The 18,742-nt window shown below is 32.8% G+C and carries 20 protein-coding genes; 10 read left to right on the forward strand and 10 right to left on the reverse strand.

Annotated features, from left to right (window positions below):
- Nucleotides 1-16: 16 nt before the first annotated feature.
- From gldG to CA2559_RS08285, 4 genes are read right to left on the reverse strand one after another with little or no spacing between them, the layout of a single operon-like run.
- Complete coding sequence (gene gldG / locus CA2559_RS08270) at nt 17-1,690, reverse strand: gliding motility-associated ABC transporter substrate-binding protein GldG (RefSeq protein ID WP_013187417.1); 1,674 nt, start codon at nt 1,688-1,690, stop codon at nt 17-19.
- A gap of 1 nt (nt 1,691) precedes the next feature.
- Complete coding sequence (gene gldF, locus CA2559_RS13870) at nt 1,692-2,420, reverse strand: gliding motility-associated ABC transporter permease subunit GldF (protein WP_013187418.1); 729 nt, start codon at nt 2,418-2,420, stop codon at nt 1,692-1,694.
- Nucleotides 2,421-2,423: 3 nt separating this feature from the next.
- Nucleotides 2,424-2,720: a putative quinol monooxygenase gene (locus CA2559_RS08280; RefSeq protein WP_013187419.1), complete on the reverse strand. Its 297-nt coding sequence runs from the start codon at nt 2,718-2,720 to the stop codon at nt 2,424-2,426.
- A gap of 4 nt (nt 2,721-2,724) precedes the next feature.
- Entirely contained in the window at nt 2,725-3,558 is an 834-nt protein-coding gene (locus CA2559_RS08285) for an SAM hydrolase/SAM-dependent halogenase family protein (RefSeq protein ID WP_013187420.1), read from the reverse strand.
- Between the two features lie 128 nt (nt 3,559-3,686).
- Here CA2559_RS08285 and CA2559_RS08290 point away from each other — a divergent pair, with 128 nt between their 5' ends.
- The 3 genes from CA2559_RS08290 (at nt 3,687) to CA2559_RS08300 (ending at nt 7,084) form a co-directional block, all read left to right on the forward strand.
- Nucleotides 3,687-4,640, forward strand: a complete 954-nt coding sequence (locus CA2559_RS08290) for a PhoH family protein (RefSeq protein WP_013187421.1) — start codon at nt 3,687-3,689, stop codon at nt 4,638-4,640.
- 49 nt (nt 4,641-4,689) lie between these two features.
- Complete coding sequence (locus tag CA2559_RS08295; protein ID WP_013187422.1) at nt 4,690-5,640, forward strand: phosphoribosylaminoimidazolesuccinocarboxamide synthase; 951 nt, start codon at nt 4,690-4,692, stop codon at nt 5,638-5,640.
- Between the two features lie 382 nt (nt 5,641-6,022).
- Entirely contained in the window at nt 6,023-7,084 is a 1,062-nt protein-coding gene (locus CA2559_RS08300) for a T9SS type A sorting domain-containing protein (RefSeq protein ID WP_013187423.1), read from the forward strand.
- Nucleotides 7,085-7,626: 542 nt separating this feature from the next.
- Here the strand turns inward: CA2559_RS08300 and CA2559_RS08305 are convergent.
- Complete coding sequence (locus CA2559_RS08305) at nt 7,627-8,901, reverse strand: OmpA family protein (protein WP_013187424.1); 1,275 nt, start codon at nt 8,899-8,901, stop codon at nt 7,627-7,629.
- A gap of 74 nt (nt 8,902-8,975) precedes the next feature.
- Nucleotides 8,976-9,383: a hypothetical protein gene (locus tag CA2559_RS08310; RefSeq protein ID WP_041241164.1), complete on the reverse strand. Its 408-nt coding sequence runs from the start codon at nt 9,381-9,383 to the stop codon at nt 8,976-8,978.
- Nucleotides 9,384-9,539: 156 nt separating this feature from the next.
- On the opposite strand from CA2559_RS08310, the gene CA2559_RS08315 reads away from it, so the two are divergent.
- Nucleotides 9,540-10,889 carry an NAD-dependent succinate-semialdehyde dehydrogenase gene (locus tag CA2559_RS08315; protein ID WP_013187426.1) on the forward strand — a complete coding sequence of 450 codons (1,350 nt, stop codon included), beginning with the start codon at nt 9,540-9,542 and terminating at the stop codon, nt 10,887-10,889.
- 14 nt (nt 10,890-10,903) lie between these two features.
- On the opposite strand, the gene rlmH is transcribed toward CA2559_RS08315, so the two are convergent.
- Together rlmH and CA2559_RS08325 are read right to left on the reverse strand one after the other, a co-directional pair.
- Entirely contained in the window at nt 10,904-11,377 is a 474-nt protein-coding gene (rlmH, locus tag CA2559_RS08320) for a 23S rRNA (pseudouridine(1915)-N(3))-methyltransferase RlmH (RefSeq protein WP_013187427.1), read from the reverse strand.
- Nucleotide 11,378: 1 nt separating this feature from the next.
- Nucleotides 11,379-11,645, reverse strand: coding sequence for a hypothetical protein (locus tag CA2559_RS08325; protein WP_013187428.1), 267 nt, complete (start codon nt 11,643-11,645; stop codon nt 11,379-11,381).
- Between the two features lie 50 nt (nt 11,646-11,695).
- On the opposite strand from CA2559_RS08325, the gene nadC reads away from it, so the two are divergent.
- Genes nadC through CA2559_RS08340 form a run of 3 tightly spaced genes read left to right on the forward strand, consistent with a single transcriptional unit; the run spans nt 11,696 to nt 14,096 of the window.
- Nucleotides 11,696-12,553: a carboxylating nicotinate-nucleotide diphosphorylase gene (gene nadC, locus CA2559_RS08330; RefSeq protein ID WP_013187429.1), complete on the forward strand. Its 858-nt coding sequence runs from the start codon at nt 11,696-11,698 to the stop codon at nt 12,551-12,553.
- Nucleotides 12,554-13,477, forward strand: a complete 924-nt coding sequence (locus CA2559_RS08335; protein ID WP_013187430.1) for a YihY/virulence factor BrkB family protein — start codon at nt 12,554-12,556, stop codon at nt 13,475-13,477.
- A 58-nt stretch (nt 13,478-13,535) separates the two neighbouring features.
- On the forward strand, nt 13,536-14,096 hold the full coding sequence (locus CA2559_RS08340; protein WP_041240968.1) for a chalcone isomerase family protein: 561 nt from the start codon (nt 13,536-13,538) through the stop codon (nt 14,094-14,096).
- A gap of 67 nt (nt 14,097-14,163) precedes the next feature.
- Here CA2559_RS08340 and CA2559_RS08345 read toward each other — a convergent pair whose 3' ends face one another.
- Nucleotides 14,164-14,772, reverse strand: coding sequence for a YdeI/OmpD-associated family protein (locus CA2559_RS08345; RefSeq protein ID WP_013187432.1), 609 nt, complete (start codon nt 14,770-14,772; stop codon nt 14,164-14,166).
- 9 nt (nt 14,773-14,781) lie between these two features.
- Nucleotides 14,782-16,029 carry a peptidase T gene (pepT, locus tag CA2559_RS08350; protein WP_013187433.1) on the reverse strand — a complete coding sequence of 416 codons (1,248 nt, stop codon included), beginning with the start codon at nt 16,027-16,029 and terminating at the stop codon, nt 14,782-14,784.
- Between the two features lie 146 nt (nt 16,030-16,175).
- On the opposite strand from pepT, the gene CA2559_RS08355 reads away from it, so the two are divergent.
- From CA2559_RS08355 to CA2559_RS08365, 3 genes are read left to right on the forward strand one after another with little or no spacing between them, the layout of a single operon-like run.
- Nucleotides 16,176-17,195 carry a quinone-dependent dihydroorotate dehydrogenase gene (locus CA2559_RS08355; protein WP_013187434.1) on the forward strand — a complete coding sequence of 340 codons (1,020 nt, stop codon included), beginning with the start codon at nt 16,176-16,178 and terminating at the stop codon, nt 17,193-17,195.
- Nucleotides 17,196-17,807 carry a LysE family translocator gene (locus tag CA2559_RS08360; protein ID WP_013187435.1) on the forward strand — a complete coding sequence of 204 codons (612 nt, stop codon included), beginning with the start codon at nt 17,196-17,198 and terminating at the stop codon, nt 17,805-17,807. It abuts the gene before it with no gap.
- Nucleotides 17,808-17,849: 42 nt separating this feature from the next.
- The gene (locus CA2559_RS08365) at nt 17,850-18,716 is read left to right on the forward strand and encodes a hydroxymethylglutaryl-CoA lyase (protein WP_013187436.1); all 867 of its coding nucleotides are present in this window, start codon (nt 17,850-17,852) and stop codon (nt 18,714-18,716) included.
- The last annotated feature ends 26 nt before the right edge of the window (nt 18,717-18,742 follow it).

An 18,742-nucleotide genomic window follows, 5' to 3' on the forward strand; every position in this document is an offset into this window, starting at 1 on the left:
TAATGTAAGTGCTAAATTATAAGGTGTATTTACGTTTTCTAAGGCTTATAAATACAACTCCAAATATAGCTAATAAGACAAGCGGCAATAAAATATTGATAAGCTGCCACTTAAGTTTTTCATCTGCTATTTTATCTGGATTTAGGAAGGCAATAGATATTTCTTTAGATCTAATATCTATTAACCCAGTATCGTCTAGCAAGTAATTTACGCTGTTTAAGAGAAACTCTTTGTTTCCATAAGCAGCGCCAGTATAACGTTCAAAACCTAACTCTAAAGGTTGATTGCCGTTAGTTTTGTTTTTTATAATATCTCCATCTGAGATGACGAGCATTGCAGTAGCTTCACTATTGTTTTTGTTGTTTTTATAACTAAAAGGTTTCAATCTATTTTCATACACAGATGTAAATGAACCTTCTAACAATACAGCTAAAGGTTGTTCGCTATCTTTATAAAGTTCTAAATTTGGTTGTTGCCCTAAAGCTTTTAAGGATAATTGTCTTGGTACAGCGTCGAGCTTTGTTGTGGGTGAACTGGTGAGTAACACAGTTTTGTTTATACTATTCTTTAATGTGTCTATTGGGTTGGCATACTCAAACCTTACAGCTTCAATATTGTTAACTATAGGATGTGCTTTTGTTGCTGTTGGTAGCGGAAAGTAAAACCAAGGATATGGGTTAAATTGTGTGTCTTCACCTTGTCCACTTGCTAAAATTAATGGCGCGCTATACAGATCATTTACTAATTCAGTATTTATCCTAATACCATATTTAAAGAAATAGTCATCTAAATTAAGTGTTCTTGGTAATGCAAATGAAGTTTGAGAAGGATTAAATAGACTATCAGTTTCAAAAGCAACTTGCTCTGTTAGCCAGAGCATTTTACCACCTTGCATAAGATACTGGTCCAAAACATATTTTTCTTGCTCTGTAAATGCTTGAGTTGGTTTAGCTTCAATCACTAAATCATACTCATTTAGCTTCTCTAATGTACCAATCGGATTATTAGCAACACTATCTAAAGTAAATGGAGCAACACGATAATACGGTTTTATAGTCTTTATAAAATCTGCAATATTTAGATCTGGTAATTCACCATTACCTCTCATAATTGCAATTTTTTGCTTTCTTGGAGTAAGTAATTTAGAAAATGCATCTGCAAACACATACTCAAGTTGTTGTACAGAAGCGTTAACACGTTCTTCTGTGGTAGCTCCTAAATTATTTTTTAATAATGGAATTTTTACAGTTTCATCATTATAATTAGCCATTGCCCACGGAAAAATAATACGTTGCTCATTTTTACCATTTTCTTTAACAGTCACTCTGGCTGGTGTCATCCCCATTTGGTAAAACTGTGTAGCTATGGCCTCAGCATCGGCATTTCCTTCTAATGGATTTATAAAGTTGAAGTATATGTAAGGGTTTTCAGCATTAAACTCCTCAAGGATAGATCGAGTTTCAGTTTGAAGTCTTTTAAACTCCGATGGAAATTCTCCTTGTAAAAATACATCTACTATAAGTGGAGCTTCTGCTTTGTTGGTAATATCTAAAGCAGCTTCAGAAAGTGTATATCTGTTGTCTTTTGTAAAATCAAATCGGTTAAAAAATGAACTTGAAACACTGTTTATAATAACAAGTATGACAACAACTAATATGAGTGGCTTTATATGTGAGTTAGACGTTTTCAAATTAATTAGTATAGCGTTTAATATTGAAATGCGTTAAGGCTATAAAGAGAACAGTTATACTTATAAAATAGATAAGATCACGAGTGTCTAAGACACCTCTTCCTAAACTATCATAATGGTATTGTAATCCAAAAAAGCTAAGATTAAAAGACGACTCATTAATTAATTGGCTTGAAATCCCATCAAATCCATAAAACATTAAAAAACATATTAGAACGGCAATTATAAATGCCACTAATTGGTTTTGGGTTACGCTTGAGGCAAATAACCCAATAGCTACAAATGTAGATGCTAATAACAGCATACCTATATATGATGTAAGGATAACACCTAAATCTAAATTACCTGTAGGATTACCTAATGCATATATGGTCCAGACATAAACAAGTGTTGGTAGTATTGCAATTACTATTAATGACAATGCACCAAAATATTTCCCTAAAATAAGTTGCATAGAGCTAATAGGCTTGGTGAGTAATAACTCTAATGTACCTTGTTTTCGCTCTTCAGCAATACTTCTCATAGTAACAGCAGGAATAAGAAAGAGTAATACCCAAGGTGCTAACCTAAAGTAAGAAGACAACTCAGCGAACCCATAATTAAAGACATTAAAGTCACCTTGGAACACCCAAAGAAATAATCCATTAACTATTAGGAAAACAGCAATGACCAAATACCCTATGGTACTTGAGAAAAAGGTTTGTATGTCTTTTTTTAAGATGGCGTACATAAGCTATGACAATGATACCAATTTGTTGACACTCCAAGCTTCTGGTTTGCCATTAAATTTCAGTTTAGTTTCTTCCCAAACAGCTTTAAAAAGGGTTGAGTGTCTGTAATTTTCTAAATCCTCTTCAAGATTCCAATAACTATACGTGAAAAAAATCTCTTTATTATTTTTATCCTGATATAATTCTAAAAATTGACATCCTGGAAAATTTCTGATTAAAGCTTTCTTCTCATCAAACATTGTTTTAAACGAAGAAATCTCTTCAGTTTTAATAATCAATTTTACAATTCTTACAAACATAGGATTATTTAAAAGTTACGGTAACAGTATCTAAATAGGTAAGCCCAAATAGACTAGAGGCACCACCACTTGTTTGAGGGTTACTTCTGTACATTGCCAGCTCTATGAAATCTGATGTATTAAAGATGGCAAGTTTCTTACCTTCATCATCAAATCGTTGTTCTTTATTTACCGTAAAATCAATTGCCTGGCTATAACTGGTAAATATTTTAGAAATCTTTAAACTTCTCGCGTGTATGGTAAACGCTCTTCCTTTACCAATTGTCTCGAAAATAGACTTGCTAATATTGGTAACCACATTACCATAATTGTCTATATATATTACGTGTCCTGTAATTTGTGTTAGGTCATTATTAGCTTGAGCTTTTAGGTAATGTAACTCTTTAATAGTTTCACTAATTTTTCCGACAACCTCCAACGTACCTCCACGCGCTATGTGGCAAGCAACACTTACAAAAACATCTAGAACAGGAAAATTTGTCTTAATAGCATCGTGAATATTAATCTCAACTATCTTTTCAGGATTAATTTCTGAAGTAAGCAAACTCATAATTCCATTATCTGCACAAATAAAGAAATGCCCATCTAGTTTTAATGCAAGATGTTTGTTTTCTGGGGTTAGCTCTGCATCTACACCAATAATATGAATGGTACCCTCAGGAAAACTTTTGTAGGCATTTTTTATAATGTACGCAGCCTCTGGAATGTGAAACGGAGAAATACTATGCGTAATATCTACAATACGCATATCTGGCATCTCATTATATATAGCACCCTTAACTGCACCAGCAAAAGGGTCTTTCTCCCCAAAATCTGTAGTAAGCGTAATTATAGCCATATATAAAGGTTAATATTTAGATTTAAGAAATTAAGAATGAAAACACTTTATGAGGATATATTTTCATTAAATTTGTTAGACAAAACTATGCAATTAAACACAACTTTGTAAATAAATTCTACCGGCTTTTGAACGAACTTATCATAGAACTTTCCGAAATTAACCCACAAGAATTTTTTGGGTCACAAAATTCAAACATTCAGCTTCTTAAGAAATATTTTCCTAAGTTAAAACTTGTTGCAAGAGGCAATAAGTTAAAGGCTTTTGGAGATGAAGATCACTTAGAGGAGTTTGATAAACGCATGAGTATGCTAATGGAACATTTTTCTAAGTATAATAAGCTAGATGAAAATGTGATAGAACGTGTGCTTACTAGCGACAAAAAATCTGATTACGAAACCTCTGCAACTAGTGGAGATGTGTTAGTTCATGGTGTTAGCGGAAAACTTATTAAAGCACAGACGGCAAACCAACGTAAGTTGGTTGATCTTATGAGTAAGAACGATATGGTTTTTGCAATAGGACCTGCAGGAACAGGAAAAACGTATACAGGTGTAGCATTAGCTGTAAAAGCGTTAAAGGATAAAGAAGTAAAACGTATTATCTTAACACGACCTGCAGTTGAAGCTGGTGAAAATTTAGGATTTCTTCCTGGAGATTTAAAAGAAAAATTAGATCCTTATATGCAGCCTTTGTATGATGCGTTGCGAGATATGATACCTCATGAAAAGCTAGAAACGTATATAGAAAAAGGAGTTATACAAATTGCACCAATGGCATTTATGCGTGGGCGTACTTTAGATAATGCCTTTGTTATTTTAGATGAAGCACAAAACACTACGCATGCACAAATGAAAATGTTTTTAACCCGTATGGGTAAAAGTGCAAAATTTATGATAACAGGAGATCCTGGGCAAATAGATTTACCAAGACGAATTATTAGTGGTCTTAAAGAAGCTATTTTAGTGCTTAAGGATACAGAAGGTATTGGCATGGTGTATTTAGATGACAAAGATGTAATACGCCATAAACTTGTTAAAAAGGTTATTGAAGCTTACAAAGCTATTGAAAACCAAAGCTAGAATAACCTAAGACAATCACAACAATTTATAACCCTATCAACGCATTGCAATGAATACGATTACAGAGTCAAATTTTACGTTTCCAGGTCAAACAGATGTATATAAAGGAAAGGTAAGAGACGTTTATACATTAAATGATGGTAGGTTGGTTATGGTAGCATCAGACAGGTTAAGTGCTTTCGATGTTGTTATGCCAAAAGGAATACCATATAAAGGACAAATACTAAATCAAATAGCCACAAAGATGATGGCTGCTACAGAAGATTTAGTACCTAATTGGTTACAAGCAACACCAGATCCTAATGTTGCTGTGGGTATAGCTTGTGAACCATTTAAAGTAGAAATGGTTATAAGAGGATATTTGTCTGGGCACGCAGCAAGAGAATATAAAGCAGGAAAACGAATTCTTTGTGGCGTAGCTATGCCAGATGGTATGAAAGAGAATGATAAATTTCCAGAACCTATAATAACTCCTGCAACTAAAGCAGAGAAAGGTGATCATGATGAAGATATCTCGAAAGAAGATATTCTTAAACGTGGCATTGTTTCTAAAGAAGATTATACGGTATTAGAAGACTATACTAAAAAGCTTTTTAAACGCGGCAGCGAACTTGCAGACAAGCGCGGATTAATACTTGTAGATACTAAATATGAATTTGGGAAAACTTTAGACGGAAAAATCCTACTCATTGATGAAATTCATACACCAGATTCTTCTAGATATTTTTATAAAGAAGGTTATGCAGATCGTCAAAACGCTGGTGAAGCCCAGAAACAGTTATCTAAGGAGTTTGTTAGGCAATGGTTAATTGCAAATGATTTTCAAGGTTTTGAAGGACAAACTATTCCTGAAATGAGTGATGCTTATATTAAATCTGTCTCAGATCGTTATATTGAGCTTTACGAAAACATTACAGGTGAGGCTTTTATAAAATCAGATATTTCTAATATTACTTCAAGAATATCGAAGAATTTAATAGAATACTTGAAAGAAAATTAATTGATTTCTTCGTTTTTAGACTTTTTTAACAAAATATTTCGCTTCTGCACAAGCATTAACAGTCTTCACTTTGTTAAATAAAATACCATTTTAAGTTTTTTTTAATAAAATAGATAATCATGTTAAAAAAATTAACATGATTATCTATTTATAAATGGTTATTCTTAATATAATCTTAATTTTTTATTTGAAGCTATGTATTTTCAGCATTTCATAATTATTCAAATAATACTTTGTTATGGTTTAACCATAATTTTTATTATGCGTGTACAATAATTCTTGTTAATATATTCTTAAATAGATTTCAGTGTTGTTAAAATTCAAGAAGAGGTGCAATACAGTTGTAAATTGTATTTGTATTAAAAATTTAAATCCTCTTATTATGAAAACAACATTACAAATTACGACTGCAGCGCTTTTCGCAGCAACTTTACTTTCTTCTTCCAATCTTTCTGCTCAAGTTGACCCAATAATCACCTTAAGTGAAGATCACATGATTTATTTTCAAGGTTTGCCACAAGCAAGTTTATCTACTTATTTAGATAATAGCGATAATCAAAATATTACTAGAGATGGAGATATGCTTTATCTAGATAATGCAAACCCAGTTGATTTATCTGACCTACGTGATAACACAGACAATCAATACCTATTAAAATTTGGACACACCTTATTATTAGAAGATGGTGGTTCTGTAGATTTTTCAGAGTATGCTCAAAATGCTCACAGAGATGGTGATATGCTATTGATAGACAATGCTGATCCTGTTGATTTATCTGACCTTAGAGATAATACAGATAACCAGTACCTTTTAAAGTTTGGCCATATGTTATTATTAGAAGATGGTGGCTCTGTAGATTTTTCTAGCTATATGGATAATACAGACGAGCAAACAATTTCTGCTACAACAAGTGCAAACAACTTAAGACTAAGTATTTCTAATGGTAATGATATCGATATTGATATGGCACCAGTTTTTGAAGAACATAAATTAGCTATTAAAGCTTTACTTTTACAAGTTGAAGCTTTAACTGAACGTGTAACAGCATTAGAAGCTTGTTCTTGTCAGACTATTAAAACAACTGGGCAAAACAAGCCACAAACAATTGAAGCTAATGGCGGTCCTAATGCTAGAGGAACACAAACTCAAACTCAAGATGTAGACGCTAAAGTGACTACAGAAAACTCTGCAAAACTTTACCAAAATATACCTAACCCTTTTCAGGCTACAAGTTCTATCAAGCTTTTTGTGCCAGAACAAGCTAAGTCTGCAGTAGTTAAATTTTCAAATACTAGTGGGAAAACAGTTTCTTCAATAGATCTTACTCAACGAGGATATTCTGAATTAGATGTAAACGCATCAGATTTGTCTGCTGGAATCTACTTATATACTTTATACGTAGATGGAAAATTAATTTCAACAAGAAAGATGGTAGTTAAATAATGATTTAACTTTATTAGAATATTAAAAAAGCTTCAGTTAATTCTGAAGCTTTTTTTGTGCTTTAAACTTTCGTGTATCTACAAAATGTTAACTATATACTAGATTCTTTAAAATTCTTTGTTTCCTAAGGTTTAAAGACTTTTTAGTTATAAGGTGAGTTTGTTATCTATGACAAGCTAAACAAGCTTAAAAAAGATACAAGGTTAAGGTCTCAATAAAGATGTTCTGCAGACTCTATAGTTTTATTTCATAATAAGACTGAGTGACAATATCTTAAAAACTAGTTCTAAGAATGCTTAAAATTAAGTAGCTCTCAATTATAAGGGTATAGCTAAACCTGTTGAATTGTACTCTTATAAATATAGCCTTGACAAGATGAGTTAATACTTATGGATAGATACTTCTTATGCTTCAGAAACAACCTGAAGCGATAGAATACTATTAGCTAATATGGTAGTCTTAAAGACTAAAATATAGGGTATAAAAAAAAGGCTTCAGAATTAACTGAAGCCTTTTTAATATTTATAAAAGAGTAGGTGTGATTAGTTCAATTTGAAAGTCACACGTCTCATTAATTGTCTTGCGTATTTAGAAGACTTGTCCACAGAGTTGTCTTCGCCACCACCTTTAACAGTTAGTCTGCTTGCAGATACTCCAGAAGCAACTAAGATGTCATTAATTTTCTGTGCACGTTGCTCAGATAATTTTTGGTTGTAAGCTTCGTTACCAATTTCATCAGCATAACCTACTAAAGTAGCGTTAGCGTCTGTATTAGCATTCATATACTTTACTAAGTAGTTAATAGCTTCAAGAGAGTAAACAGAAGGCTCTTCGCTGTTAAACTTAAAGTATACGTTTACGTAACCTTTGTCAATTAATTCAGCAATTACGTCATCACCATTAACTGTAGTTTCAGATCCAGTTTTTAAGTATCTAGCATCTAAAGCAGATTCCATTTCATCTGGAATACCATTTTTGTTTAAGTCGATAGCTTGACCACGAGTATTAACAGCTACACCAGACTCAGTTCTGTTGTCTTGGTCTAAGTAGTTTGGCACACCATCTTTATCGTCATCTATCATATCATTCTCTATTTTAGCAATACGCATTCTAAGAGAATCCATTTCTTCTTCTAAAGCATCAGCTTCGTAATACCAGTCTGCGTGAGTAGAAGCACTTCCTAAGTTAATAGAGATACCAGCAGATACATTTACAAGCATACTGTTAAAACCTCTTGCAGCATTATCGCCAGCAATAGATCTTACAGAAGATTGTCCATCCCAAGTAACATCTTGTCCTACGTGACCAATAATAGAAAGGTCTGTAGTGAAAGTTACACGCTCGCTTAATTTAAATTGAGGTGTTACACCAAGAATTGCGTGAAACATAGCATCGTCTTCATCTGCACCAAAGTTAATATCATCAGCTTTAGCAGAAGAATATCCGAAACCACCATGTCCTAAGATTGTAAACCAATCTGTAAATGTGTTAAAGTCTAAAATAGTACCTAAATTAGCTACACCTTGAATAGAACCTCTGTAATAGTTGTTCTTAAATTCTAAGTTACTATCATTGTCGTTTTCGATATTGTTGTAACCAAAATCTAGCTTTACACCAAATTTATTGTTGAACATATATCGTGCACCTACAGAACCTTGGAAAAAAGTAGCCTCATCTGCTACGTATCCAGGAGTGAAAGGTCTTGTTGCTTTACTAGCACCACCTTGTAACTCGATAGACCATTTATTGTAGTCTGCCTCTTGAGCCACTATTGTGCCTGTAAGTAATAATAATCCAATTAATAAAATTTTCTTCATTGCGGTTGTTTTTGTTTAACATGGGCAAAGATAATGTTAATCAAAGGACTATGTGTTAAAAAAAATTAAAATAATTAGGCAACTTCTAGTGTTTCAAACAGCTGTATTTGAGACTGTAAGCGTTCTGTTGTAAGATTCATCATACGTTTGTTAAGAGCAGATGAATCATTTATATAGGTTAAATATTCTAATTTAGTAAACTGTCCTATTAGAATTCCTTTCAGGCTATTCCTAAATTTTATATCTTTCTGAATTGCATTTTCTATATATGCAAACCGCTTTTCTGCATTTAACTTGTAAAACAGGTTTTTGTGTTTTCTTATATAATTTCTAAAAACTTCAATTAATAAATCATTCTGTAATTTAAGTATAGGCCTAATGGTTTCGTTTTGAAATTTCTCTCCAGAACTTGTGCTTGCAGTAACTGTTGCAGTTACAATTTTAGGACGCAGTGCTTTAATTTCTCTGTCTCTATCATTCATAATAAGATCATTTTCTATTAAATTTAACGATACTTTAAATACTATCTTGTAAGTAGTCACTTTAGTTTTTAACGTGTTATAAACACTTTGCGTTAAACTACTACTAATAGCTGTAGGAGAGCCATAAGCATTTTGTAATTTTATAAAAAACAGTTTATGAAATCTATAAATCCTTATACAGGAGAAACCATACAAACATTTCCGCAGTTTACGCCATCTCAAGTAAGTGCTTCAATAACTAAAGCACACGAAGCTTTTTTTTCTTGGAAGAAAACCTCATTTAGTGAGCGTTCTAACTTAATGCGTTCTGTAGCTAAAGGATTAAGAGAACATAAAGATAAATACGCTAAAACAATGACCCTTGAAATGGGTAAGCCCATTGCTCAAGCTAAAGCAGAAATTGATAAATGTGCTTGGTTATGTGAATACTATGCAGATACTGCAGAGCAACATTTAACTTCTAAGATAATTAAGACAGATGCTGCAAAAAGCTATGTAAACTACGAACCTATTGGTGTTGTCTTGGCGGTTATGCCATGGAATTATCCTTTCTGGCAAGTATTTAGGTTCATTGTACCTGCATTAATGGCTGGAAATGTTGGCGTTTTAAAGCATGCAAGTAATGTTATGGGCTGTGCAGAACATATAGAAGCTGTGTTTATAAATGCTGGCTTCCCAAAGCATTGTTTTCAGAATTTACCAATAAATTCAAGCAAGGTTGAAGCTATTATTAGGCACAAACATATTAAAGCGGTTACCTTAACAGGTAGTAAACCTGCTGGTAGTATGGTTGCAAGTGTGGCAGGCGAAGAAATTAAAAAGTCTGTACTTGAACTTGGTGGTAGTAATGCACTGGTTGTTTTTAAAGATGCAGAAATAGATAATACTGTAGCAACATGTGTACAAGCAAGATTTCAAAATACAGGGCAAAGTTGTATAGCAGGAAAACGATTGTTATTACATAAATCTATTGAAGAAGAGTTTCTTGATAAATTGAAAAAAGAAGTAATTGCTTTAAAAAGCGGGAATCCTTTAGAGGAAGATACCTATATAGGAACAATGGCCAGAGAAGATTTAGCTGAAGAATTGGAAGAGCAATTAAAAGCTTCGGTTAAAGAAGGCGCTAAAATTTTAATAGGAGGAAAGCGAACCAATGCTTACTTTGAGCCAACTATAGTTACTAATGTAACACCAGAAATGTCAATTTTTAAAGAAGAAACATTTGGACCTGTTTTATCTGTAACTATATTTAATACAGATGAAGAGGCAGTTGAATTAGTAAATCAATCAGATTTTGGATTAGGAGTTTCGATATTTACTGAAAACGATTCTAAAATTGAAAAACTAATTCCGTTGTTTGAAGATGGTGCTGTATTTGTAAATGAGCTGGTAAAAAGTGATCCGCGATTACCATTTGGTGGAACAAAAATTTCAGGTTATGGTAGGGAGTTGTCTGAAGATGGTATAAAAGAGTTTGTAAATAAAAAGACAGTTTACATTAAGTAGCTATAGGTAATTTACTATTGATGGTGATAAGGCTCATTCCTTAAAATTGTAAATGCACGGTATAACTGTTCAATAAAAAACACACGAATCATTTGATGTGAAAATGTCATTTTTGAAAGTGAAAGTTTACTATTTGCTCTGCTATAAACCTCCGTGGAAAATCCATAAGGACCACCAATTATAAAAACAAGACGTTTTAAACCTGTGTTCATTCGTTTTTGAAGATAAGCAGAGAAGTTAACAGAATTAAACTCTTTACCATTTTCATCAAGAAGAATAACAAAATCTGAAGTTTCTAACTGTTTCATAATTAGTTTGCCTTCCTCGTTCTTCTGTTGTTCTACAGAAAGGTTTTTAGTATTCTTTATATCTGGGATAATTGTAAAGTCAAAATTTATATAGTGGCCTAATCGTTTAGTATATATATCTGTGAGCTCTTCAATTAATTTTTGGTCTGTTTTGCCAATGGCATATAATTGTATGTTCATTTTAAAAACAATTAATTAAGTAATTGGTATTTTCTCTTGAAATTTTTCCAAAGCTATATTTATCAGTAATTTTATAGTGAGTATCACCTTCGATGTTAAATGATATATTTTTAAACATACCTGTAAGCTTTAACTCAGAATACCTTGTCTTATCTATCTCCTGTTTATAAACATCTAGATAGAAAGTATCATTAGGATTGGTGTTTTGAGTTCTTAATTGAAGGGAAAAGAAAACAATAGATAATAAAAGTAAAACTTTCAATTTCATAATTTCAAATTAACTTATAAAAAGTATAATTTGCCATTAAAACCAGAGAAATGATTTCAGAAGAACAATTTCAGTTCGAGATAGACCAAATTATAAAAAATGCAATTCGTGAAGATGTAGGAAATGGAGACCACAGTTCTTTGGCTTGCATACCTTCAGAGGCACAAGGAAAGGCAAAATTACTTGTAAAAGACGACGGCATTATTGCAGGAATCGAGTTTGCAAAACAAGTATTTTCGTATGTAGATCCTCAAATTAAAATAGAGCAGCTTATAAAGGATGGAGATCCTGTTAATTATGGTGACATTGCCTTTTATGTAGAAGGCGCATCACAATCTATTTTAAAAGCAGAACGTCTTGTGCTAAATGCAATGCAGCGTATGAGTGCTATTGCAACCAAAACAAATACGTTTGTAAAGTTATTAGAAGGTACAAAAACTCAAATTCTAGATACTCGTAAAACAACACCAGGAATTAGAGCTCTTGAAAAATGGGCAGTAAAAATAGGTGGTGGTACCAACCATAGGTTTGCACTTTATGATATGGTAATGTTAAAAGATAATCATATAGATTTTGCAGGCGGAATAACTAAAGCCATAGATAAAACAAAATCATACTTAAAAGAAAACAACTTAGATCTTAAAATTATTGTTGAAGCTCGAGATTTAGATGAAATAAAAACCATATTAAAATCTGATGGTGTCTACAGGATATTAATAGATAACTTTAATTACGAAGACACAAAAACCGCTGTAAGGTTAATAGGAGATAAGTGCTTAACAGAAAGCAGTGGTGGCATTACTCTAGATACAGCAAGAAAGTACGCCGAATGTGGTGTAGACTTTATTTCAAGTGGCGCACTTACACATTCTGTTTATAATTTGGACCTTAGTCTTAAAGCCGTTTAAATGAGTAAACCTGTAGAAGATGAGTTAAAAAAAATCCCTATAGTTAGCTGGTTTGTAGCTTCAGGGAAGAAAATCATCTTACCAGGTATGCAAGGTCTGTCTTTATACGACCTATGGGAAATGTATTCTGTAGGAATTATAAAGGGAACTTTTTCAACAAGAGCAAGTGCAATAGCCTTTAGTTTCTTTATGGCTGTATTTCCGTTCTTGCTTTTTATGCTTAACCTTATACCCTTTATAACTTTTATTGATGATTTTCAGTTAGAGTTTCTCACATTTATGGATGCTCTTTTGCCTCCAACAACAACCGAGTTCTTTAATGGTATTTTTGCAGATATAGCAAGCAACCAACGTGGTGGTTTACTGTCTTTTACATTCGTGCTATCTATATTTTTAATGGCAAACGGTGTAAATGCTGTATTTACGGGTTTTGAGTATTCATTTCACACTTCGATAAATAGATCTATAATAAGACAGTATATGGTTGCAGTAGGTGTTTCAATAATATTGGCATTGTTGTTGCTAACTACAGTTATAGCAACAGTTTACATATCGTATATTATAGATGGCTTAACCAGTATGGGTATTTTTAATGATGATGTTTTCTGGTTGCAAATTGCAAGATATGGTGTATTTGTAATAATTGTATATGTAATTACAGCATTACTGTATTATACAGGAACAAGAGAAGGAAAACATACTTCTTTTTGGTCTGCAGGAGCTTTATTTACAACATTGCTAATTATGTTAACCACATATTTATTTGGAATTTATATTGAAAATTTCAGCAATTATAATGAACTCTATGGATCTATAGGAACACTATTAATACTAATGGTATACATTTGGATTAATTCAAACATTATCCTTTTAGGTTTTGAATTGAATGCATCTATTTACAGATTAAAACAGAATTTCGCATAAATTATGCGTACATAATAAAAATTTATTAATTTAACCGCTATAAACAAAAACTAGAAATATGAGAATTTTACTTTTTACCCTGATTGCTTTCTTAATGATTGCACCAAGCCAAGCTCAAACCAAAGTAGGAGATGTTACACTTCCTAATACAATGAAAGTAGGAGATGCTAGTCTGCAACTTAATGGTGCAGGAATACGAGAAAAAATGTGGTTTGATCTTTATTCTGGAGGTCTTTACCTTACAGAAAAAGCATCTAATGCTAGCAACATTATTAATGCAGATAGACCAATGGCAATAAAACTACACATTACATCTAAACTTATTACTAGTGATAAAATGATAAGTGCTGTAAATGATGGTTTTGATGCTTCAACTAATGGTAATACAAGTGCTATTGCAGCAGACATTAAAAAATTCACTGGATTTTTCTCTGAGGAGATTGTGAAAAACAATGTATTTGACATTACTTACCAGCCAGGAGTTGGAGTTGTAGCTTTTAAAGATGGTAAGGAATTAGGTACTATTAAAGGTATGGAATTTAAAAAAGCATTATTTGGAATATGGTTAGGAAAAAAACCAGCAGATGATGACCTTAAAGAAAATATGCTAGGACTGTAAGTTTCTAACAATTAAATGAAAAAGCCTTCTTTAATAGAAGGCTTTTTTTGTAGTCTAAAATTTAAAATTAGCAGTTCTTGTATTTATCGTGTAAGCCTTTGCCATCTAAGATAAGTGGTTTAGCTTTTTCTAATCTATTAACCCTAGTTTTTTCTTGTTTTGCACTTGCTATATGTTGTGCATATTCTTTCTGTCTTCCAGGTGTTAAAGCTTTAAACGCAGTTTGAAAATCTTTATCGCTTTTAAACGCAGCTAACAATTCTTCTGGCAAGACAATATCTTTAGCTTTAGGAGCTTTTGCAATTTTAATTTCCTTCCCATCTTTTTGGTTTTGTATAGCTTCTAAAACATAAGACTTTATATCTTCTAATGGCAACACATCATCTTTTGTGAAGTTTAGTTGTCGCATCCCTTTAGTTTTTCCTTCTTGGGCGTTTCTCAACAATCCTTTTTCATCTTTTAAAAATGCACCTTGAAAAAACCAAATACCATAATGGTTTTTAAAGGCTCCAATGCCTGCTACATTTTTACCATTTATAGTATAAGTAGGAATTCCCCATTTAAGAGTTTCAGTAAACTCTGTGTCGTTTAGTAGCGTTCTTAGCTGTTGTAGCTGTGATTTAAATGGAGAGTCTTTTTTGAAAAACGCATCAATCTTATCTTTCTTAGAGTCCATAGTGAGTATTTAAATATATCGTTTAGCAGTTAGTTCTGCAACAGTAACAATAACTTGTACAGCTTTCATCATACTCTCAACAGGTACATATTCATAGCGTCCGTGAAAATTATGTCCACCAGCAAAAATATTAGGGCAAGGTAATCCCATAAAACTTAATTGAGAACCATCTGTACCACCACGAATTGGTTTAATAAGCGGTTGTATGCCTAGCGTTTCCATGGCTTCTTTAGCAATATCTACAATATGCATAACAGGTTCTATATGTTCTCTCATATTAAAATATTGATCCTTAACATCAACAGTAATGGCAATTTGTTCTAATTGTTCATTAAGATCATTAGCAACTTGTTGCATAATAGCTTTTCGAGCTTCAAAATGTTCTTTATCGTGATCTCTTATAATATATTGAAGTTTTGTTTCTTCAACTTTACCATTCATTTGATATAAGTGGAAAAAACCTTCTCTGTCTGAGGTGTGCTCAGGAGTTTCTAATCTTGGTAGTGAGTTTATATAGTCTTGTGCTATATACATTGAGTTTACCATTTTCCCTTTGGCATAACCAGGATGAACAATTTTTCCTTTAATAGTTACTACTGCGCCAGCAGCATTAAAATTTTCATATTCAAGTTCACCTATCTGGCTGCCATCCATTGTGTAAGCCCATTCTGCTCCAAATTTCTCGACATCAAATTTATGTGCACCTCTTCCTATTTCTTCATCTGGCGTAAACCCTACTTTTATATCACCGTGTTCAATTTCTGGGTGAGCTAAGAGGTATTTCATAGCTTCCATTATTTCTGTAATTCCGGCTTTGTCATCTGCACCTAAGAGTGTAGTGCCATCTGTTGTTATAATGGTTTGACCTTTGTATTGCAGTAAATCTTCAAAATATGCTGGAGACAATACAATATCTTCTTCAGCATTTAAGATAATGTCTTTACCATCATAATTTTCAATAATTTGAGGCTTAACATCTTTACCTGTAAAGTCTGGAGTTGTATCAAAATGAGAAATAAAACCAATAGCAGGAACATCATAATCTACATTGCTCGGTAAGGTAGCCATGATATAGGCATTATCATCAATTGTAACATTAGACATACCCATTTCTTTAAGCTCTTCAACAAGTTTATGAGCTAAGACCCATTGTTTTTCTGTACTTGGTGTGGTGTTGCTTTCTGGATCGCTCTCAGTATCTATAGTTACATAACTTACAAAGCGTTTAATTAACTTTTCTTTATCTATGGGCATCATTGCTTTTTTTGTTTTACTTCAAAAGTATAGAAATGCGGTCCTAAAAACAAGCTAGGATAAGTAGTGTATAACTTTAAAATTTCTTTTTGAAGCCTATTTGTAGCACCTAATTAAATCAGTTATTTTTGAAGCACCTAATTTCAGCTATGTACAAGTCTATCCTAAGGCCAATCCTTTTTAAATCTGATCCTGAAGAAATTCATCATTTTACATTTTCAAGTGTAAGACGTTTATTTAAAGTTCCAGGTTCTAAGAATATTATTAAAAAACTGTATCAAGTTAATGATACGCGATTAGAGCGTGAGGTATTTGGTCTTAAATTTAAAAATCCAGTAGGCTTAGCTGCAGGATTTGATAAGGATGCCAAGCTTTATAAAGAATTATCTCATTTTGGTTTTGGCTTTATAGAAATAGGTACGGTTACACCTAAGCCACAACCAGGAAACCCTAAAAAACGATTATTTAGATTAAAAGAAGATCAGGCCATTATTAACCGAATGGGGTTTAACAATGGTGGTGTAGCAGAAGCTGTTGTTAGATTACAAAAAAATAAGAATGTACTTATTGGTGGTAATATTGGGAAAAATAAAGTAACCCCAAATGATGAAGCTGTTAACGACTATATTTTATGCTTTAATGCATTGTTTAATGTTGTAGACTACTTTGTTGTTAATGTTAGCTCACCGAATACACCAGGTTTGAGAGAATTACAAGACAAAGAACCACTTACTAAGTTGTTGGCAACATTACAAGACTTAAATGCCCAAAAGGAGAAACGTAAGCCAATTCTATTAAAAATAGCACCAGATCTTACTGAAGACCAACTATTAGACATAATAGATATAGTAGCAACTACAAAAATTGATGGCGTTATTGCAACAAACACCACAATTTCAAGAGAAGGTTTAACATCTGTAAATAAAGAAGAGATTGGTGGTTTAAGTGGAAAACCACTCACAAAACGCTCCACTGAAGTTATAAGATTTCTTTCTGAAAGAAGTAATAAGGCTTTTCCGATTATAGGAGTTGGAGGCATACACTCTGCCCAAGACGCGCTTGAGAAGATTGAAGCAGGAGCATCTTTAGTACAACTTTATACAGGATTTATCTATGAAGGGCCACAGCTAATTAAAGATATTAATACAGAACTTTTGTTACAAGCTTAAATGTTAGAAGCACTTATCTCATTTTCTTTGGCAACTATTGTGTTGGCATTTTCTCCAGGTCCAGACAATATATATGTATTAACCCAAAGTATAAGCAATGGGAGCAAGGCAGGAATTGCTACGGTAGCTGGATTAATTTCTGGTTGTATAGTACACACTGCATTACTAGCATTTGGAGTGTCTGCGCTTATTACAGCATCACCACAACTCTTTTTTATTATAAAACTAATTGGTGCAGCTTATTTATTATACCTGGCGTTTAAAATTTATAAAAGTGATGCATCAATTGCTATAGATGGTACACAAGAGAAAAAATCATACATCGAATTATTTAAAATTGGCGTTGTAATGAATTTACTCAACCCCAAGGTAATGCTGTTCTTTTTAGCATTTTTTCCAGCGTTTATTTGGAACCCAGATGGCAATACAACACTGCAATTCTTTATATTAGGAGGAACCTTTATGTTAGTCTCGTTCTTAGTGTTTTCAAGTATAGCTATACTAGCAGGAAAAATATCAAAATATTTAAGACAAAGTAATACAATAGGCGTGGTGTTAAAGTGGCTTCAAATTATAGTATTTGTAGGAATAGCCATCTTCATATTTATTTAAGCATCCAATTTGATTATCTTTGAATAACTTCAAAATGTAAGTATGTCCAACGCTGTAAAAATCATTGAATGCCCTCGCGATGCTATGCAAGGTATCAAAGATTTTATTCCAACAGAGAAAAAAGTACAATACCTTCAAGCCTTGTTGCGTTGCGGTTTTGATACTATAGATTTTGGGAGCTTTGTATCTCCTAAAGCCATACCACAAATGGTTGATACTGCTGAAGTATTATCTAAGTTAGATCTCTCTTCAACAAAGAGTAAATTATTAGCAATAGTTGCTAATACTAGAGGCGCTCAAGATGCATCTAATCATCCTGAAATTCAATATTTAGGGTATCCATTTTCTATTTCTGAAAATTTTCAGATGCGTAATACGCATAAAACCATTCAACAATCTGTTGAAACACTTCAAGAGATTTTAAATATTGCAGATGCTTCAAATAAAGAAGTGGTCACTTATATATCTATGGGCTTTGGTAATCCTTATGGAGATCCTTGGAATGTTGAAATTGTAGGAGAGTGGACAGAAAAATTATCTGCAATGGGTGCTAAGATATTGTCATTATCAGATACTGTAGGAACCTCAGATCCTGAGACTATAGATTATTTGTTCTCAAACCTTATTCCTAAATATCCAGACATAGAGTTTGGAGCACATTTGCATACCACACCAACCACATGGCACGAAAAAATACACGCCGCATATCAAGCCGGTTGTGTGCGTTTTGATGGTGCAATACAAGGCTTTGGCGGTTGCCCTATGGCTAAAGATGACCTTACAGGAAATATGCCTACAGAAAAAGTATTGTCATACATGACGCAAGTTAAAGCTGAGACCAATGTTAAGATGATGAGCTTTGAATCTTCCTATAATGAAGCCACTAAAATATTTACCAAGTATCATTAAAAATAGGTTTTACTATTAAGCAATCG

It is taken from the genome of Croceibacter atlanticus HTCC2559 (assembly GCF_000196315.1).
GTDB classification, from domain to species: domain Bacteria; phylum Bacteroidota; class Bacteroidia; order Flavobacteriales; family Flavobacteriaceae; genus Croceibacter; species Croceibacter atlanticus.

Bases quoted from the DNA above. Each gene is read 5' to 3' on its own strand.
- gldF (WP_013187418.1), bottom strand. From the start codon at position 2,420: ATGTACGCCATCTTAAAAAAAGACATACAAACCTTTTTCTCAAGTACC.
- CA2559_RS08280 (WP_013187419.1), bottom strand. From the start codon at position 2,720: ATGTTTGTAAGAATTGTAAAATTGATTATTAAAACTGAAGAGATTTCT.
- CA2559_RS08285 (WP_013187420.1), bottom strand. From the start codon at position 3,558: ATGGCTATAATTACGCTTACTACAGATTTTGGGGAGAAAGACCCTTTT.
- CA2559_RS08295 (WP_013187422.1), top strand. From the start codon at position 4,690: ATGAATACGATTACAGAGTCAAATTTTACGTTTCCAGGTCAAACAGAT.
- CA2559_RS08300 (WP_013187423.1), top strand. From the start codon at position 6,023: ATGAAAACAACATTACAAATTACGACTGCAGCGCTTTTCGCAGCAACT.
- CA2559_RS08305 (WP_013187424.1), bottom strand. From the start codon at position 8,901: ATGAAGAAAATTTTATTAATTGGATTATTATTACTTACAGGCACAATA.
- CA2559_RS08310 (WP_041241164.1), bottom strand. From the start codon at position 9,383: ATGAATGATAGAGACAGAGAAATTAAAGCACTGCGTCCTAAAATTGTA.
- CA2559_RS08315 (WP_013187426.1), top strand. From the start codon at position 9,540: ATGAAATCTATAAATCCTTATACAGGAGAAACCATACAAACATTTCCG.
- rlmH (WP_013187427.1), bottom strand. From the start codon at position 11,377: ATGAACATACAATTATATGCCATTGGCAAAACAGACCAAAAATTAATT.
- CA2559_RS08325 (WP_013187428.1), bottom strand. From the start codon at position 11,645: ATGAAATTGAAAGTTTTACTTTTATTATCTATTGTTTTCTTTTCCCTT.
- nadC (WP_013187429.1), top strand. From the start codon at position 11,696: ATGATTTCAGAAGAACAATTTCAGTTCGAGATAGACCAAATTATAAAA.
- CA2559_RS08335 (WP_013187430.1), top strand. From the start codon at position 12,554: ATGAGTAAACCTGTAGAAGATGAGTTAAAAAAAATCCCTATAGTTAGC.
- CA2559_RS08340 (WP_041240968.1), top strand. From the start codon at position 13,536: ATGAGAATTTTACTTTTTACCCTGATTGCTTTCTTAATGATTGCACCA.
- CA2559_RS08345 (WP_013187432.1), bottom strand. From the start codon at position 14,772: ATGGACTCTAAGAAAGATAAGATTGATGCGTTTTTCAAAAAAGACTCT.
- pepT (WP_013187433.1), bottom strand. From the start codon at position 16,029: ATGATGCCCATAGATAAAGAAAAGTTAATTAAACGCTTTGTAAGTTAT.
- CA2559_RS08355 (WP_013187434.1), top strand. From the start codon at position 16,176: ATGTACAAGTCTATCCTAAGGCCAATCCTTTTTAAATCTGATCCTGAA.
- CA2559_RS08360 (WP_013187435.1), top strand. From the start codon at position 17,196: ATGTTAGAAGCACTTATCTCATTTTCTTTGGCAACTATTGTGTTGGCA.
- CA2559_RS08365 (WP_013187436.1), top strand. From the start codon at position 17,850: ATGTCCAACGCTGTAAAAATCATTGAATGCCCTCGCGATGCTATGCAA.